13 protein-coding genes and 1 pseudogene are annotated in these 17,160 nt (G+C 61.5%); 7 read left to right on the forward strand and 7 right to left on the reverse strand.

The features are described 5' to 3' along the window. Positions 1–802 precede the first annotated feature (802 nt). Together PQR27_RS25500 and PQR27_RS25505 are read left to right on the forward strand one after the other, a co-directional pair. Positions 803–2,991 (forward strand): annotated as a pseudogene (locus PQR27_RS25500) (copper-transporting P-type ATPase). Between the two features lie 447 nt (positions 2,992–3,438). Beyond that, positions 3,439–3,795: a hypothetical protein gene (locus tag PQR27_RS25505; protein ID WP_408526399.1), complete on the forward strand. Its 357-nt coding sequence runs from the start codon at positions 3,439–3,441 to the stop codon at positions 3,793–3,795. Positions 3,796–3,941: 146 nt separating this feature from the next. Here the strand turns inward: PQR27_RS25505 and PQR27_RS25510 are convergent, their stop codons facing one another. Then, positions 3,942–4,199: a hypothetical protein gene (locus tag PQR27_RS25510; protein WP_408526400.1), complete on the reverse strand. Its 258-nt coding sequence runs from the start codon at positions 4,197–4,199 to the stop codon at positions 3,942–3,944. Continuing rightward, a complete protein-coding gene (locus PQR27_RS25515) occupies positions 4,196–4,366 on the reverse strand; it encodes a general stress protein (protein ID WP_408526401.1) in 171 nt (56 codons plus the stop codon). The genes PQR27_RS25510 and PQR27_RS25515 overlap by 4 nt, the downstream gene beginning before the upstream one ends. Positions 4,367–4,617: 251 nt before the next feature. Here PQR27_RS25515 and PQR27_RS25520 point away from each other — a divergent pair, with 251 nt between their 5' ends. From PQR27_RS25520 to PQR27_RS25540, 5 genes are all read left to right on the forward strand, one after another. Then, complete coding sequence (locus tag PQR27_RS25520; RefSeq protein ID WP_408526402.1) at positions 4,618–6,105, forward strand: basic amino acid/polyamine antiporter; 1,488 nt, start codon at positions 4,618–4,620, stop codon at positions 6,103–6,105. Between the two features lie 69 nt (positions 6,106–6,174). Next, positions 6,175–8,535 carry an Orn/Lys/Arg family decarboxylase gene (locus tag PQR27_RS25525; RefSeq protein ID WP_408526403.1) on the forward strand — a complete coding sequence of 787 codons (2,361 nt, stop codon included), beginning with the start codon at positions 6,175–6,177 and terminating at the stop codon, positions 8,533–8,535. A gap of 41 nt (positions 8,536–8,576) precedes the next feature. Next, on the forward strand, positions 8,577–9,755 hold the full coding sequence (locus tag PQR27_RS25530; RefSeq protein ID WP_408528298.1) for an arginine deiminase: 1,179 nt from the start codon (positions 8,577–8,579) through the stop codon (positions 9,753–9,755). Between the two features lie 29 nt (positions 9,756–9,784). After that, positions 9,785–10,789, forward strand: a complete 1,005-nt coding sequence (locus PQR27_RS25535) for an ornithine carbamoyltransferase (protein WP_408528299.1) — start codon at positions 9,785–9,787, stop codon at positions 10,787–10,789. A gap of 9 nt (positions 10,790–10,798) precedes the next feature. Then, complete coding sequence (locus tag PQR27_RS25540; RefSeq protein ID WP_408526404.1) at positions 10,799–11,776, forward strand: carbamate kinase; 978 nt, start codon at positions 10,799–10,801, stop codon at positions 11,774–11,776. 204 nt (positions 11,777–11,980) lie between these two features. Here the strand turns inward: PQR27_RS25540 and PQR27_RS25545 are convergent, their stop codons facing one another. The 5 genes from PQR27_RS25545 to PQR27_RS25565 are packed head-to-tail and all read right to left on the reverse strand — an operon-like array spanning position 11,981 to position 17,135. Beyond that, the gene (locus PQR27_RS25545) at positions 11,981–12,487 is read right to left on the reverse strand and encodes a hydrogenase maturation protease (protein WP_408526405.1); all 507 of its coding nucleotides are present in this window, start codon (positions 12,485–12,487) and stop codon (positions 11,981–11,983) included. Beyond that, complete coding sequence (locus tag PQR27_RS25550) at positions 12,484–13,998, reverse strand: Ni/Fe hydrogenase subunit alpha (protein ID WP_408526406.1); 1,515 nt, start codon at positions 13,996–13,998, stop codon at positions 12,484–12,486. Before PQR27_RS25550 ends, PQR27_RS25545 begins: the two co-directional genes overlap by 4 nt. 22 nt (positions 13,999–14,020) lie before the next feature. Beyond that, positions 14,021–14,596, reverse strand: coding sequence for an NADH-quinone oxidoreductase subunit B family protein (locus PQR27_RS25555; RefSeq protein ID WP_408526407.1), 576 nt, complete (start codon positions 14,594–14,596; stop codon positions 14,021–14,023). Then, complete coding sequence (locus PQR27_RS25560) at positions 14,593–15,315, reverse strand: 2Fe-2S iron-sulfur cluster-binding protein (protein WP_408526408.1); 723 nt, start codon at positions 15,313–15,315, stop codon at positions 14,593–14,595. Before PQR27_RS25560 ends, PQR27_RS25555 begins: the two co-directional genes overlap by 4 nt. 11 nt (positions 15,316–15,326) lie before the next feature. Continuing rightward, positions 15,327–17,135: an NAD(P)H-dependent oxidoreductase subunit E gene (locus tag PQR27_RS25565; RefSeq protein ID WP_408526409.1), complete on the reverse strand. Its 1,809-nt coding sequence runs from the start codon at positions 17,133–17,135 to the stop codon at positions 15,327–15,329. Positions 17,136–17,160 lie beyond the last annotated feature (25 nt).

Below are 17,160 nucleotides of genomic sequence, written 5' to 3' on the forward strand. Positions count from 1 at the left end.
AGCACCGATCTCACCTGGCCCGCGCCGGCGCTTTAGCGGGGCTACGTTGTCACCGAATCGCTCGAATATCCTGTCGGGTTCTCTGCATGAATTCTGAGACCAGGACGAGACGCCGCGACCCTATGTTGCGACACATTGGAGAACCGGCAACCGGCTCGTCAAAAAGTTCCTACTGACTCGCTGCGGGCGCCGTGCTTGCCGGTGTGCTGACTACGCCTGCCCCGCTACTCGCAGGGCTTGTGCTGCTCGCCGCCGTGCCTGCGGCGGCCTCCGCGCGTTTTGCGGCGTCGCTGTCACCCGGCGTGCCATTGACTCCAGCCGTATTGCTCATGACACCGCTACTCCCTGCACTCATCGTATCTTTATTACCGTTGTCCACGCGTTTGCAACCATACGTAGCCGTCGTCAGTGCAACCATTGATAGCATGACGAACGTTCGCTTGAGGACTTGATCCATGGCCCGATTCTCCCGTCTCGCTCCACATTGCGCAGCGTCGGGCTGCGCGCCGCCATTCAACACGTATTGAGCATTGACCATGCCTGACGGCAGCAGTTGTTCTGAGGACGTCTCGGGTGCGAGGAATGCAACACTCAACACTGGGCAACGGAAAAACGTGAAGCCAATTGCGGCTGGTGGGCAGGTGCGTCGGCAATTCCTTTTTAAACACCGGTATGAGTAGAAATCGACCGGCTTCGAGGTACGACACCGTACTGACGTCCGCCTCGATCGCGAGCAGGCTAAAAAACGCCTGCCGCGCAATAGGCAGAGGCCAGCGTCAACCCGATCCTTCGAACGAGTAACATGAAATCCTTGAATCTGCCAATCGCCGGGGCACGCACACCACCGCCAACGGCAAACACCGTGTACACGTGTCCGATGCATCCTCAGGTCAGGTTGCCGGAGCCTGGAACGTGTCCTATCTGCGGCATGACGCTCGAACTGGTCACGCCTGGCGCGGCGGACGAATCGCTTGGCGAACTCAAGAACATGACGCGCCGCTTCTGGGTCGCGGCGGCCCTATCGTTGCCCTTGCTGTGGCTGGCGATGGGACATATGTTGCCTATCCCTGACCTCAACGCAGCGGTTGACCGCGCGGCGGTCAGATGGGGATTGCCGCATCCGACAGGCGTCTCATGGTCCGAATACGTACAGGCGTTGTTGGCGACGCCGGTGATTCTATGGGCGGGGTGGCCGTTTCTCGAACGGGAATGGAAATCCTTCGTTACCTGGCGACTGAACATGTTCAGCCTTGTTAGCCTCGGCGTTGCCACGGCATACCTCTTCAGTCTTTACGCGCTATCCTTTCCCGCTGGCGTCCCGGAGACGTTCCGGCGCGGACATGATTTGCCTTTGTATTTCGAGGCGGCCTCCGTCATCGTGGCTCTGATCCTGCTGGGCCAGCTGCTTGAGTTTCGTGCCCGCTCACGGACCTCAAGCGCGATAAAAGACCTCCTGAAACTCGCGCCGAATACAGCAATTCGCTTGGGGGCAGACGGCGCCGACGCGGTCGTTGCCGGCGATATCTTGCGGGTCAAGCCCGGCTCAAAGATTCCGGTTGATGGCGTTCTCACAGAAGGACAATCGACAGTGGACGAGTCGATGATCACCGGCGAACCGATTCCGACCGAAAAGATTTCGGGAAGCAAGGTGACCGGTGCGACCGTCAATCAAACCGGCTCGTTTCTCATGAGGGCCGAAAGTTGGCTCCGAAACACTGCTCGCGCGAATCATCCAGCTAGTCGCAGAAGCAGGCCGTTCGCGCGCGCCCATTCAGAAGCTGGCTGACACCGTATCTGGGTGGGTTCGTGCCGGCGGTGATCATCATCGCCGTTGCATCTTTCGCGGTGTGGACCATTTGGGGGCCTGCGCCCGCAGTCGGCAATGCGCTGGTGGTGGCGATTAGCGTGCTGATTATTGCTTGTCCCTGCGCGCTCGGTCTCGCGACGCCGGTGTCGATTATCGTGGGTATCGGTCGCGGCGCGAGGCAAGGGGTGCTCATCAAAGACGCAGAAGCGCTCGAACTGATGGAAAAAGTCGACACACTGGTCGTCGACAAGACCGGTACGCTCACAGAGGGAAGGCCCCGTGTCCAGACAGTGATTGCACTGAATGACTTGACACAGGGTCTGGTCGTTTCGTACGCGGCGAGCCTGGAGGCCATGAGTGAACATCCGCTTGCCCAGGCGATCGTCAGCCACGCGCGCGACAATGATGCGGCGCTATCACCCGTTTCGTCATTCAATTCTCTGACCGGCAAGGGTGTTGCTGGAACAATTGACGGGCACGCCGTTTTGCTAGGTAACGCGCGGCTGATGGAAGACGCCCACGTGAACCTATCTTCCGCAACCACGCAAGTGGACAGTCTGCGGGCGGGCGCGCAGACCGTGATGTATCTCTCCGTGGACGGCAAGCTGGCTGGCTATGTCGGCGTGTCCGACCCGGTGAAGGGTACAACGCCAGAGGCGGTCCGGCTTCTTCGCGACTCCGGCGTCAAAATAATCATGCTCACAGGCGACAATCCGGTGACGGCGAATGCGGTCGCAAAAGCGTTAGCGCTCGACGGCGTAAAGGCGGGCGTGCTACCGGAGGACAAACACAAGTACGTGCAGGAGTTGCAACAGCAAGGACACATTGTGGCGATGGCTGGCGACGGGGTGAACGATGCGCCGGCTCTTGCGCAGGCTAACGTCGGCATTGCGATGGGCACCGGTACCGACGTCGCAATGAACAGTGCGCGCGTCGTGCTTGTGAAGGGCGACCTGCGGGGCATTGCGACGGCGCGTGTGCTCAGCGTCGCGACGATGAGAAACATCCGGCAGAATCTTTTCTTTGCATTCGCCTACAACGCTATCGGAATTCCAGTGGCAGCAGGTGCTCTGTATCCGTGGCTCGGATTGCTCCTGAGCCCGATCGTCGCGAGTGCCGCAATGGCAGTCAGTTCCGTTTCGGTCATTGCTAACGCGCTAAGGCTACGAACAGCACGGATTTAGCGCGGCAAGCGCAGATAACGTGGCTTGCAGAGCAGGTCGAATTCACCGCCTGATTAGACGATGCGTCGGCAAGGCGGCTTTTTCGCCGTTGCGGAATTCACCCAAAAACTTTCTGCCTATGCGGCAGGTGAAAGGTCAACACGTCACTAAACGTCTCGCCGCGCTACACGATGGACTTCGCCCGTAGATCGGCGCGAAGCGTGCGTTTGAACCTGGACAGGGGTCTGTACGTTGTCGTACCGCATTCTTCCGCGCGTGAGCGTAGCGTGCCTTTATCGGCGGCCATCGGGTAAAAGCGCTGTTGCAAAGCATATGAGACTTGCACGGACGCACCGTTAGCGCATTAGACGGCGACATCGGCTCAGTCATTCAGGCCTGTTTCGACCGAGAGCATCGTCCGGCGTCGACCAGACGCCCCTGCTTTCTGATAGTTTATGGAGAAACACCATGGCAAAAAAACATGCGGACGCGGTAAATGCCGCGACGCAATCTACCGAAATAGCGCTGACGCAAATCGCGCTTCACATCCAGACTCTGGTGGTCGATCAGACGCTCGACAGTCGATGCGCGGCGAAGCTCATCAAACGCCTGAAGAAGGAAGGAGAGAACGTTGCGAGGAGCGGTGGCGGAACCAAAGGGGACCGAAAGACACTGCTCAAGACATTCGACTCGTTCGACATAGCACTGCTGGAACAGAATGCCACTCTGCTGGTGGCCGCCAATGCGGCGCTCCGCGAGATCGATGCCGAACGCGCGGGCAAACACAAAAAGCACCGCGGACTCGGCGCGATGCTGGTTTCCTAGTGTGGCCCCGATGAGAACGCGAGCCGGTCGTTCGATTGGATACCGGCCTCGGTGCAGTCACCAAGGTTCAGAAGGTGGCGGGTGTGACCGGTTCGTCGCGAGGAGCGCCTTGGCGCGCGCCATCTCTTCTGATGTGCCGTGAGCCATCAAGATAAAGTCGTTTGCCTAATAGCAGCCTCATAATGAACGGCTTTGTCGACCGGCAGGCCCAGGCCGACGAGCGTGCTGCCCAACGCGCTTAACGTGCCGACAACAACCGCGCCCTCCACAGCAGCCACGATCATCGCCGCAAGCGGACCGAACGCCACGATCGGCCCCAACACGGGAATACTCAGGAAGAGGCCGCCGAACAGTGGCCCCCACAGGCCGCCCCAGAACGCCCCGTATTTCCCCCATAACTTCATGCGGCACCCATGGTGTACAGGCCGACGATCTTTTCTTCGGTGTGATAGCCCTTGCCGACCACGCTGAACTGCTTCAAGTCGAAGCGCTCGTCAATGAGCTTCCGCACAGCGGCGTCGACTTGCAAGTGGTCGTTGAAGACGGCGATGATGACATCGTAGGGGTTCATGGCAATCCTTGAGCGAAAGGCGTGCAGGCATAGCGTCTGACTGACCGGTTCATGAACGGACTTCAGCGCGACATCACAATGCGCGCATGGCGCAGAGAAGTCGGTACGGTCTCATACCGGCTTGATCGCGAGCGTCGCGCTGCGTATCTGTTCGCCGCGGTATCGGCTGACGATGCCCGTTACCGTACCGATTCAAAGGCACAAAAGGACCAGACTCACTCCACGCGAAAACTTTCGCGACGGAGTTCGTCATGAACCAGATACCCAGCATTGCCATCGAGCCTGTCGCGAAACCCTCGATCACGAAGCAACCCGGTGGCCGAAAACTGAGCCTGCCGCTTCTGACGGGCCTCGTCATTGCGTCGATGATCGGCGGCGGCGCATTCAGCCTGCCGCAAAACATGGCGCACGGTGCTGGACTCGCTGCGATTGTCATCGCATGGATCATCACGTTGTGCGGGATGTTTTTCCTTTCGAACACCTTTCGCACGCTGGCGGACAAGCGGCCCGAACTGAAGGCGGGCATCTATTCATACGCTAAAGAAGGCTTCGGCTCGCTCGCGGGATTCGAAATGGCGTGGGGCTACTGGCTATCCGCCGCGTTCGGCAATGTCGCGTTCGCGGTGCTGATCATGCAGACGGTCGGCTACTTCTTTCCTGTGTTCAAAAGTGGGAACAACTGGCCGTCGCTGATCGGCGCGTCGGCGCTCATCTGGGTCATGAATTTCGTGGTGCTGTCCGGCGTCAAGCGCGCTGCCATCCTGAACGTGATTTCAAGCGTGCTGAATGTCGGGACCATTTCCGTCGCGTTGTGCGCAATGGCCGTGGCAATCAAGGCCGGCATGTTCTCGTTCGATTTCTGGGGCACCCAGCAGCATCTGGGCAGCATGCTCAGCCAGGTGAAAAGCACGATGCTGGTCACGCTGTGGGTGTTTATCGGCATCGAGGGCGCTGTGGTGGTATCCGATCGGGCGAGCAAAACCTCGCAGGTCGGTGCGGCGACTTTTCTTGGACTCATCGTCTGTACGACGCTTTACTTCCTCCTGTCGGCGTTGCCATTCGGGCTGATGCATCAGGCGCAGATCGCGGGCCTCGCGTCACCTTCGGCCGCGTATGTGCTACAGGAGGCGGTTGGCAAATGGGGCGCCGTGTTTATCATCGTTTCATTGCTTTTGTCTCTGTTGAGCTGCTGGCTCGCATGGACGATTCTCGTGGCCGAGTTGCCGTTCGAAGGCGCGAAGGACGGTGTATTTCCCAAGTTTCTCGCCCGCGAAAACAGTCGTCATGCCGCCGCGCCATCGCTGTGGATCTCGAGCGCCACGATGCAACTGGCGGTGTTCGTCGTCCTGTTCGCGCAAGACGCGTGGACGTGGCTGATCTCGATCACCGGCGTGATGATCCTGCCACCGTATCTGGCGAGCACCGCTTTCCTGTGGCGATACGCGTCCCAGTCGAAATACAGCGCGAGCGCAGGTGAGACAGCACGCGAGTCGATGTGGACCGGCATCCTGGGTACGGTCTATTCACTCTGGCTCATGTACGCGGCCGGACTTCAATTTCTGTTGATGTCGACCATTCTGTTCGCGCTCGGATTTCCCGTGTTCTGGTGGGCGCGGCACGAGCATGCACCGGGGCAACCCGTGTTCGAACGCAAGGAGCTTGTCGTTGCGGGCGCGCTGGTCTTGATCGCCGTACTGGCTGTCGTGCTGTTCGCGCGCGGCCTGGTGAAGATCAGTTAAAGTCTGACGATAGCCTTTCGAGCCCGCCGACGACCGGCAAGCGCACATGATCATCGGAGTGCAACGAAGATGGAATATGACAAGATGTTCGGCTTTCTCTTCTGCTGCCCGCCGCCGCAAGGATCGTTGCACCGGTCGCCGCGTTTCCAGAGAATTCTGGCGGAACTGACGCGACTGGGCTATCTGACGACCGTTGCCGACACCGTCGATGAAGCGTGTTCCGCTATGCGCAGCGATGCAGGGATCGGCGTGGTGGTGGCGGAATGGTCGCTGACCGAATCGGAGCCAGAGGTTGAAGGCTTCGTGCGCTTCGTGCGCGGTCGGGGTCTGGACGTTCCGATCTTCATTCTCGTCGAGCGTCATCTGCTCCAGGAGATTCCGGTCGCCGTGCTGGGTCAGGTGACAGGTTATATCTTCACGGAGGAAGACACGCCCGAGTTCGTCGCGCGCAATCTCGTCAGCCATCTGCACGGATACGCCCAGTCACTGAAGACACCATTCTTCGGCGCGATGGTGGATTACGCGGAACAGGCCAACCAGATGTGGACCTGTCCGGGACACAACGGTGGCGTGTTCTACCAGAAGAGTCCAATCGGCCGGGCGTTCGTCGAACACATGGGCGAAGCGGTCTTCCGCAACGATCTCGACAACTCCGTGACTGAGCTGGGCGATCTGCTGGTACACGAAGGCCCGGCCCTCGAAGCCGAGAAGGCCGCCGCAAAGATCTTCGGCGCGGACCGAACCTATTTCGTGCTAAACGGCACTTCGACATCGAACAAGATTGCGTTGACGGCACTCGTCGCGCCAGGCGATCTGGTGCTGTTCGACCGGAACAATCACAAAGCGGCGCATCATGGCGCGCTGCTGCTCGGCGGCGGCATTCCAGTTTATCTGCCGACGCAGCGTAATGCGCACGGCATGATCGGACCGATCGATTTCGATGCACTCGACGAATCGCGCATCCGTGCCGCGATCCGCGCCAACCCTCTGATCGAAGATCCGCAAGCCTGGAAGCGCAAACGTCCATTCAGGGTGGCGGTGGTCGAGCAATGCACGTACGACGGTACGATCTACGACGCACAACTGCTCGTGGCAAAGCTCGGTCCATTGTGCGACTACATCCTGTTCGATGAAGCGTGGGGCGGCTTCATGAAGTTTCACCCACTATTCAAGGGGCGATTCGCGATGGGCGTCGAGGGGCTCGACGCGGAATCGCCTGGCATCATCGCGACGCAATCCACCCACAAACAGCTTGCCGGGTTTTCGCAGGCATCGCAGATTCATATCAAGGACGCCCATCTCGACGGACAACGCCGGCAGGTCAGTCACCGGCGCTTTAACGAGATGTTCATGCAGCATTCTTCGACCTCGCCCTTCTATCCGCTCTTCGCGTCGCTCGACGTCGGAGCACAGATGATGAAGGGCCGTTCTGGCGAAGTGCTGTGGGACGACACGATCCGGCTCGGCATTGAGCTTCGCAAGAAGATCCGTGCGTTGAAGCACGAGTATGAGACGACGGAGCAGGACACCGCACGGCAATGGTTCTTTGACCCGTTCGTGCCTGACATCGTGACGATCGACTCCCGCATTGAGCGATGGGAAGACCTGCCGACCGACGAGCTTGCCGCCCATGCGCGTTTCTGGGAACTGACTCCCGACCAGAAGTGGCACGGCTTCAGGCACCTGGCGCCCGGTTACGCGATGACCGATCCGAACAAGCTGACGCTCATCACGCCCGGCTTCGACCGTCGCACTGGCGAATATGCGGAGCATGGCATACCGGCGCCGGTGCTGGCCGAGTTCCTGCGTGAGCATCGCATCGTGCCGGAAAAGAACGACCTCAACAGCATTCTGTTTCTGCTGACGCCTGGCCTGGAGGCGAGCAAGGCGGGCACGCTGCTGTCAGCGCTGGTGCGCTTCAAGACGCTGCACGATGCGAATGCGCCGCTTGACGACGTGATTCCCGACTTCGTGGCCTCGCATGGCAGCCGCTACCAGGGCGTGGGTTTGCGCGATTTATGCGCCCAGATGCATGACTTCTATCGCGAACGAAACGTGACCGTCCTGCAACGCGAGCAGTTCCGCGTGACCCATTTCCCCGAACCCGCGATGACGCCGCAAGCTGCAATGCACGAACTCGTGCGCAACAACGTCGAGTTATTGCCGATCGGCGAGATCGAAGGCCGGATCGCGGCGACGCTGGGGCTGGTATATCCGCCGGGCATTGCGGTGATGGTCTGCGGTGAACGGTACGGCGAGCGTGCGCGGCCCACCCTGGATTACCTGCGCACTTTCGAAGAGGCCAGCAATCGTTTTCCCGGCTTCGACAGCGAATTGCAGGGCATCTACCGGAAGACGGAGAGCGACGGGCGCGTGCGCCTGTACACGTACGTCGTCAAGTCGAACAACCGCGAGGAGATCGACACGTGACCTTGGGCGTTCATTCGGAAGTTGGCAAGCTGCGTGCGGTCATGGTGTGCCGGCCCGGCCTTGCACAAAGACGGTTGACGCCGGGCAACTGCGCGGCGTTGCTATTCGATGACGTGATCTGGGTCGACCAGGCGATTCACGATCACGCCTACTTCACGAGCGCGATGCGCGAGCGGGGCGTCGAAGTGCTGGAGTTGTCGGATCTGCTGGTCGACGTGTGCGCCAACCGGGTCGCGCGCGCCTGGATACTCGACCGGCGCATTATCGAAGAAGAGGTCGGCACCGGCATGTTGGGCGAACTGCGCGCGTGGCTCGCGGAGATGCGTCCCGAGCGGCTGGCGGATGTCCTCGTAGGCGGAATCGCGAAGGCCGAATTGCCGTTCGACGCGCGCGGACTCTTCGGCGGCTATCTCGAAGACTCGGAGTTCGTGATCCAGCCGCTTGTGAACCTGATCTTCCAGCGCGATTCGAGCGCGTGGATTTATGGCGGCATGACGCTCAACCCGATGTACTGGCCCGCTCGTAAAAAGGAGGCGCTGCTGGTGGCCGCGGTCTACCGCTTTCATCCACGATTCGCTGGCGCGGTCACGACCTGGTGGGGCGATCCCGACCATCAATTCGGCGCCCAGACACTCGAAGGCGGAGACGTGATGGCGGTCGGTCAGGGCGTCGTCCTGATGGGCATGGGCGAGCGATCCAGCCCGCAAGCCGTCACTCAGGTGGCGCGTCACCTGTTCGCGGCCCGTGGTGCGCGGCGGGTGATCGCGTGTCAGTTCATGAAGCAGCGAACGTCGATGCATCTGGACACGGTTTTTTCGTTTCTCGACGTCGATCTGGTCAGCATCTACCCGGAGGTTGCGGGCCTGATTCGTTGCACCAGCCTCTACCCGGGGGACATGCCGGGTGAGATCCGCTACGAGCGGCACGACCAGCCCTTCCTCAAGGTCGTAGCGAGCGCGCTGGGTGTCCACCACCTGCGCGTGCTCACGACCGGCGGCGACACGTACGAAACGCAGCGCGAGCAATGGGACGACGGCAACAACGTGCTGGCGCTCGACCGGCGTGTGGTGCTCGCCTACGACCGGAACACGCACACGAATCGCAAGATGCGTGAGGCGGGTGTCGACGTGCTCGAAATACCGGGCGGCGAGCTTGGACGCGGACGCGGCGGGACGCACTGCCTGAGCTGCCCTGTCGAGCGCGATCCCATCGACTATTAGCGTGTGGCAACGCGCCTTTACCGGACTCCATCATGTTCAATGTGCATAACCGCAGTTACCTGGCGCTGATCGACTACACGCCGCGCCAGATCAACTATCTGCTGGACTTGTCACGCGATCTGAAACGCGCGAAATACGCGGGAACGGAAATCCCGCGCCTGACCGGCAAAAACATTGCGCTCATTTTCGAAAAGACGTCGACCCGCACGCGATGTGCGTTCGAGGTGGCGGCACACGATCAGGGCGCACATGTGACCTACCTCGATTCGAGCGGCTCGCAGATCGGGCATAAGGAATCGATCAAGGACACCGCGCGCGTGCTGGGACGCATGTTCGACGCGATCGAGTATCGCGGTTTCGGGCAGGACGTCGTGGAGGAACTGGCGCGCTTCGCCGGGGTGCCGGTCTACAACGGGCTGACCGACGCATTTCATCCGACGCAGATGCTGGCCGACGTGCTGACCATGCGTGAACAAAGCGACAAGCCGCTGCATGAGGTCGCTTATGCGTATATCGGCGACGCGCACAACAACACGGGCAACTCGCTGATGATCGTCGGAACCAAGCTCGGCATGGACGTGCGCCTGTGCGCGCCACGTCATCTGTGGCCACATGCCGAGCTGATCGCGCAGTGCCGGACGATCGCCGCATCGACAGGTGCTCGGCTGACGCTGACGGACCAGCCAGCGGAAGCGGTCAAGGGCGTCGATTTCATTTACAGGGATGTCTGGGTATCGATGGGCGAGCCGTTCGACAAGTGGGGCGAACGCATCGCTGAATTATTGCCCTATCAGGTCAACAATGCGTTGCTGATGGCGAGCGGCAATCCGCGCATCAAATTCATGCACTGCCTGCCGGCGTTTCACGACACCGGGACCGAACTCGGCAAACAGATCGCCGACCAATACGATTTGAAGAACGGCGTTGAGGTGACGAACGACGTGTTCGAGTCCGACGCTTCGATTGTTTTCGAGCAGGCGGAGAACCGCCTTCATACGATCAAGGCGGTTCTCGTCGCAACGCTGGACGGATAGGAGACTGGCATGCGCATCGTCGTGGCACTCGGTGGAAATGCACTACTTAGACGAGGCGAGCGGGCAGGCATCGACGAGCAGCGCGCCAACGTCCGGCGCGCTGCCGCCCAACTCGCGACTGTGGCAGCAGGAAACGATCTGGTGATCGTACATGGCAACGGTCCGCAGGTTGGCCTGCTGGCGTCGCAAAGTGCGCAGTCCGGCGGGGCAGAACGTTTTCCACTAGACGTGCTGGATGCGGAAACGGAAGGCATGATCGGGTATCTGATCGAACTGGAATTGCGCAATCACCTGGCGAGCGCACGTGCATGCACGACGATGCTGACGATGGTGGAAGTCAATCCGCTCGATCCGGCATTCGCCCACCCGGATAAACCGATCGGCACGGGGATGACGCTAGCCGAAACGGAGACGGCCACTCGCGAAGCGGGCTGGACTACGGCACGCGACGGCGCACTGTATCGCCGTGTGGTCGCGAGTCCGCTCCCGGTCCGGATGCTGGAAACGGATGCCGTGCGCTGGCTGCTGCAGCATGGGTCGGTTGTAATCTGCGCGGGGGGCGGTGGCATTCCTGTGGTCGCCGATGCGCATCACGGCTATCGGGGCATCGAAGCGGTCATCGATAAGGATCGGACTGCGGCGTTGCTGGCCCGTGAGATTGCAGCCGATCTTTTCGTGATCGCGACCGATGTACGCGGCGTGTACCTCGACTGGGGCAAGGCGTCAGCGCGGCCGATTCGCAGCGCCGGTCCTGATGCCCTCACCGCGTTGGGCTTCGCAGCCGGATCGATGGGACCGAAGGTCGAGGCGGCGTGCGAGTTCGCCACACGTACGAGGCGGCGTGCTGTCGTCGGTGCGCTGGACGACATCGCACGGATGGTGGCCGGCGACGCTGGCACATCGATCGAGGCAGGGCAGCATGGCGTCGTCGAAGGTCCGCCCGATGAGGCGGAGCATGGTGCTGCGGAGCAGGAGAATACATCATGACCGAAGCGGCGATTGCGACGCCGGTTGTCCCTGCGCCGTCGGTGACGCCCCATGCCGAGGCCGCACCGATCGCGGGTGCGCGTTGCTAGACGGGCCAGCCGATAACCGACCTTTCGGCGGAGGATTTAAACGGCGGTGAGGTCAGTCTCGAATAGTGTTAGGCGGAATATTCTGTTGCTTGTATTCCAGAATGCCAGTTGGCGCTCAGCCGGGCCTGGAACCAAGTCTTCGACGATCTGCACATGCTCTTTGATCCCGTATGGCACCGAGCCACGCCAGTCCCCAGGTCAGCGCCTGATCCAGATGAGCGAGGGTTGCTTCATCAGGCAATTCGCCCAGCTCGAAGCGGGTACCTCGAATCGCCAGCAACGTGCAAGGCGGCGGTTCGGCGCCGTAGAGTTCGCGATAGACCTGCATGACCGATTCGGGCGAGATCGCGTGCGTCGTAAACGTGGCGTCGCGCGACGCACGCAAGCGCCGAACCTCGAAGGGCACGATGCAGGTGAGGCTGGCGTCGACGAACAGCACGCGCTCGCGTGAGACCAGGTCAAGTGCGTGTTCGATCTGCAACTGGTAGTCCTCCATGAACTCGACCTGGCATTCGGCATGCGAGCTAGCCAGCACCTGCAACTTCTGCACGAACAGCGGACCGAGCGCATCGTCGCCGCGGCTCAGGTTGCCCCATCCGAAGACGAGCATTGGCGCGCTCATGACACAGCGCCAGTGAGCGCGACTGACTTTCGCACGATCTCGCCGTCGTGCGACTTCCTCACGTGATCGACGCGTTCGCCACCGGCTCCGAGGAGCAACACATCCAGCGGCATCCGCCCTAACGCGTGCGTGGCGCACGACAGACAGGGGTCGAATGCGCGGACCGCGATCTCGATGCGGTTAAGCAGCCCTTCCGTCAGTTCCTTGCCGTCCAGATACTCACGCGCCACGGAGCGCACGGCTTCGTTCATCGCCTGATTGTTATGCGTCGTCGAGACGATCAGGTTGCAACGCGTGACCAGGTCGTCGTCGCCCACGCTATAGTCGTGCATCAGCGTGCCGCGCGGCGCCTCGATGATCCCGACGCCGCCCGCGCCGCGCGCGCCGCTTGCCGTCAGCTCCCCTTGCAGAATGTCCGGATCGTCCAGCAGATCCTTGATGACCTCCACGGTATGCAGCAGTTCGATCATGCGCGCCCAATGATAAGCCAGCGTCGCGTGAACCGGGGAACCCTGCCCCCACGCAACGAACTCCTTGCGCTGCGCTTCGGCCAACGGACTGGGGATGACATCGCAGTTCTGTACGCGCGCGAGCGGTCCCACGCGATACCAACCGTTCTCGCGTCCGAGACTGCGCAGATGCGGAAACTTCATGTACGTCCACGGACGCGACTCTTCTTCGATCAGGTCCATATAGTTCTGATCGCTCACACCGTCGAACATGATCCCGCCATCGGCGTCGCGAGCGCGCAGCACACCGTCGTAAAGGTCCATCGCGCCGTCCGCGCGCACCAGCGACAACATGTTGGAGCGGAAGCTGCCGAACCTGTCATACAGAACCGGGTTTTGCGCGTGCAGCTTCTTGACGAGATCGACCGCGTCGGCCGCCCAGCGGATCATTTGATCGACGTCGCGGACCAGCATGTCGCGGTCGGCCTGGTCCACGTGCCGGTTCATGCCGCCCGGTATCGAGCCGGTGCCGTGGATACGCTTGCCCGAGGTGACGCGGATCAGTTCCTGGCCGAATTTGCGCAACAGGATGCCCTGCTTTGCGATGTCCGGATGCGCTTTCGCCATGCCGACGATATTGCGCAGATCGACTTCCGAATCGAAGCCAAACAGCAGATCGGGCGAAGCAAGATAATAGAAGTGCAACGCATGAGACTGCATGACCTGCCCGTAGTGCATCAGGCGGCGGATCTTCTCCGCGCTGCGCGTGACGGGCTGAGCGCCGATGACCCGATCCATCGCCTTGGATGCCGCCAGTTGATGCGACACCGGACAGATTCCGCACAGGCGCTGCACCATCACCGGGACCTCCCAGTAGGGGCGCCCCTCGATGAACTTCTCGAAGCCGCGGAATTCGACGATATGCAGCCGTGCCTGCCTAACGCGCTGCTGCTCGTCCAGCAGGATGGTCACCTTGCCGTGGCCTTCGACGCGAGACAGCGGGTCGATAGCGACACGCCGCAGGCCCTTCGGTTCCGCAGCAGTCTCGAGATCAAAGCTCATGGCAGCTCATTCTCCGGAGGCGTCAATCGTAGTGCATCAGGGCATGCCCCAGATGCGGTGTGCGTCCAGCCATCAGGTCGTTGAGGAAACTCCAGAACGCGTCCGCCGAGGGCGGGCAGCCGGGCAGGAAATAGTCGACATGAACCACCGCATGAATCGGCCGCACCTGCTGAAGCAACAGCGGCAGTTCGGGGTCGTTGAGAATCGCACTGCCCGCGCTGAGTCCGGGGCGATCACGGTAAACTTCATTGAGCACGTCACGCAATTCGAAGCGGTTGCGCTCTGCGGGCAGGCCGCCATTGATCGCGCAGGCCCCCATCGCTACCAGCGTCTTGCAGTGAGCACGGAACGCGCGCAGCACGTGCACATTCTCCGAGTTGCACACACCGCCTTCGATCAGGCCGATGTCGCATTGCCCGACTTCCTTGATATCGGTCAGCGGCGAGCGGTCGAACTCGATATGTTCGATCAGTTCCAGAAGCCGCTCGTCGATGTCGAGAAAAGACGTATGGCAACCGAAGCAACCCGCCAGCGACACCGTCGCCACTTTCAGTTTGCGCGGTCCATGCGCCGCATCGACACCCATCGCGGCGCTCATGATGAGGCTTCCTGGGTGGCCGGATCGGCGGCCGTTTGCGCGTCGTAGCGCCGCTCGCCGATCGGGATCACAAATCCGCGCCGTTTCGGCAAGATCGCACCGACCGGGCAGATAGCGGTCGCGCGATCGGTCAGCGCCATGTCGGTGTCGCCGAGCCGCCCGCTCATGCTGTTCACCACCAGATGCGTGCCGATACCATGTCCGGCAATGGCGAACACGTCCTTGCCGTCGACATCGTGAGAAGCGCGCACGCACAGTTCGCACATGATGCAGCGGTTGAAGTCGATCAGGATGTCCGGGTGACTGGCGTCGATGGGCCGGCGCGGATAGAACTCCTCGAACAGCACCTCTTCCATGTTCATCTCGTAGGCGGTCGCTTGCAGCAGGCAGTTGCCGCTCTTTTCGCACGACGGGCAAAAGTGATTGCCTTCGACAAACAGCATCTGCAGCAGCATCTTGCGTTCGGCGTTCAGCTCGTCGGTATTGCTTTCCACCTTCTGGCCGGCAGCGGCGTGCATCGTGCAGGCCGAGCCAGGCCGGCCCTTGATCTTTACCGTGCAAACCCGGCAGGAACCCTGTGGCGCGAAGTCCGGGTGCCAGCAAAGGTGCGGGATATAGCGCCCGGCTTTGCGCGCGGCTTGCAGGATGGTTTCGCCGGGCAGGAACGGCACGTCCTCGCCATCGAGGGAGAACGTGGTTGCGGTTGCGGGCGTGTTCATGTCCGTCTCTCCTAAGGGGCGCTCACATCGGTGGGTTGGCTCAAAAGACGCGCGGCCGTGACTTCAGCGTCGAGATCGAAGGCCGGCTCGAATTCGAGCGACTTCAGTCGACGCTCATACGCGGGCCGGAATTTGACGATCGTGTCGTGCAGCGCATTGCACGCCGAGCCGCCCAGTCCACAATGGGTGGTGCCGTGCATCAGCGCGTCGATGTCGGAGAGCAGCGCGACATCGAGGCGCGAACCCCGGCCCGCGGCGAGCTTGTCCATGCTTTTGACGGCAAGCGCCGTACCGACGCGGCATGGCGTGCAGAATCCGCAGCTTTCTGCGGCGAAGAAGCCCGCGTAGTTGCGCGCGACTTCGAACATGTCGCGTGAGCGGTCGAACACCATGAAGGCACCCGCTGTCGGCACATCCTCGAAAGCGATGCGCCGGCCAAACTCGATGGCCGACAGACACTTGCCCGACGGCCCGCCGACCTGCACCGCCTGGGTGTCGTGCGCGCCGCAGTCTTCGAGGATTCGATCGACGCTCGTGCCCATCGGATACTCATAGATGCCTGGACGGTCGCAATCGCCCGAGACCGAATGGAGATGCGTGCCGGTCGACTGCGGCGTGCCAATGGCGGCCCACCACGCGCCGCCTTGCAACGCCACGTGGGTTGCGGCACAGAGCGTCTCGACGTTATCGACCGCTGTGGGTTGCCCGAGATAGCCGTGCTCTGCTGGAAACGGCGGACGGATGCGCGGCGTGCCGCGTTTGCCTTCGAGCGATTCGATCAGCGAAGACTCCTCGCCGCAGACATACGCGCCCGCGCCGACGTGGATGCCGATATCGAAATCGAAGTCCGCGTGGCCAAGAATCGATGCTCCGAGCAGATGAGCGTCACGGCGCCGCTGTAGAACTGCTTCGAGCGATTCCAGCAGGTAACGGTACTCGCCGCGCAAATACAGCAGTCCGCGCCGGGCACCGATGGCGCGCGCCGCGATCGTCATGCCTTCGAACACCATGTCGGCGTGGCCGCTGAGTAGCACACGATCCTTGAAGGTGCCGGGTTCGCCTTCGTCCGCATTGCAGACGATGTAATGCTCACTGCCCACTGCGTCGCGGCACAGGCGCCACTTCTTGCCCGTGGCGAAACCGGCGCCGCCGCGCCCGCGCAAATTCGACAGGTTCATTTCGTCGAGCAACGCCGGCACGCCGCGCGCGAGCGCGGCGGCAAGCGATGCCCCAGGCTTCATCGATGTGCTGAGCAGCACGTCGGCGCGCCGGATGTGATCTTCGACGCGCGACCAATGCGATGGCCATTCAGCCACCGGCACCCTGGACTCGATCAGATCGGCGAGTTCCTCAACGCGCGCGCTATCCAGCCTCGTCACTACCTGATGGTGATTGATCAGCAGCGACGGACCCTGGTCGCATAACCCCGTGCACGAACAGTAGTCGATACTGACGCGGCCGTCGGCTCGCACATGTCCTCGCTCGACGTCCAGCCGCCGGCACAGATCGTCGAGCAGCGCCGCGTTACCTAGCATGCGATCGGTGATGTTGTCGCTGAACAGGACGCGGTACTCGCCCACGGCGCGCAAATGAAAGAAGCGATAGAACGTCGCGACGCCCTCGACATGCGCGAGCGTCACGCCGAGCGCCCCTGCGAGATAAGCCAGCAGTTCACGCGGCAACCAGGTGTGCTGCGCCTGCACCTCGCGCAGGATCTGGACGAGCGCATGCGAATCGCGCCCGTAACGCGCCAGCACGGAATCGGCGGCACCGTGGTCGAATCCGGCTGGATTCGACAGAAGTTCGGTGGCACTGGCCACGATCGCTCCTCCTAGACGTCTTGCA

This window comes from Paraburkholderia fungorum (assembly GCF_046027215.1).
Classification (GTDB): Bacteria; Pseudomonadota; Gammaproteobacteria; order Burkholderiales; family Burkholderiaceae; genus Paraburkholderia; species Paraburkholderia fungorum_D.

Excerpts from the sequence above, each read along its gene's own strand:
- PQR27_RS25505 (WP_408526399.1), top strand. The coding sequence starts at position 3,439 with ATGGCAAAAAAACATGCGGACGCGGTAAATGCCGCGACGCAATCTACC.
- PQR27_RS25510 (WP_408526400.1), bottom strand. The coding sequence starts at position 4,199 with ATGAAGTTATGGGGGAAATACGGGGCGTTCTGGGGCGGCCTGTGGGGG.
- PQR27_RS25515 (WP_408526401.1), bottom strand. The coding sequence starts at position 4,366 with ATGAACCCCTACGATGTCATCATCGCCGTCTTCAACGACCACTTGCAA.
- PQR27_RS25520 (WP_408526402.1), top strand. The coding sequence starts at position 4,618 with ATGAACCAGATACCCAGCATTGCCATCGAGCCTGTCGCGAAACCCTCG.
- PQR27_RS25525 (WP_408526403.1), top strand. The coding sequence starts at position 6,175 with ATGGAATATGACAAGATGTTCGGCTTTCTCTTCTGCTGCCCGCCGCCG.
- PQR27_RS25530 (WP_408528298.1), top strand. The coding sequence starts at position 8,577 with ATGGTGTGCCGGCCCGGCCTTGCACAAAGACGGTTGACGCCGGGCAAC.
- PQR27_RS25540 (WP_408526404.1), top strand. The coding sequence starts at position 10,799 with ATGCGCATCGTCGTGGCACTCGGTGGAAATGCACTACTTAGACGAGGC.
- PQR27_RS25545 (WP_408526405.1), bottom strand. The coding sequence starts at position 12,487 with ATGAGCGCGCCAATGCTCGTCTTCGGATGGGGCAACCTGAGCCGCGGC.
- PQR27_RS25550 (WP_408526406.1), bottom strand. The coding sequence starts at position 13,998 with ATGAGCTTTGATCTCGAGACTGCTGCGGAACCGAAGGGCCTGCGGCGT.
- PQR27_RS25555 (WP_408526407.1), bottom strand. The coding sequence starts at position 14,596 with ATGAGCGCCGCGATGGGTGTCGATGCGGCGCATGGACCGCGCAAACTG.
- PQR27_RS25560 (WP_408526408.1), bottom strand. The coding sequence starts at position 15,315 with ATGAACACGCCCGCAACCGCAACCACGTTCTCCCTCGATGGCGAGGAC.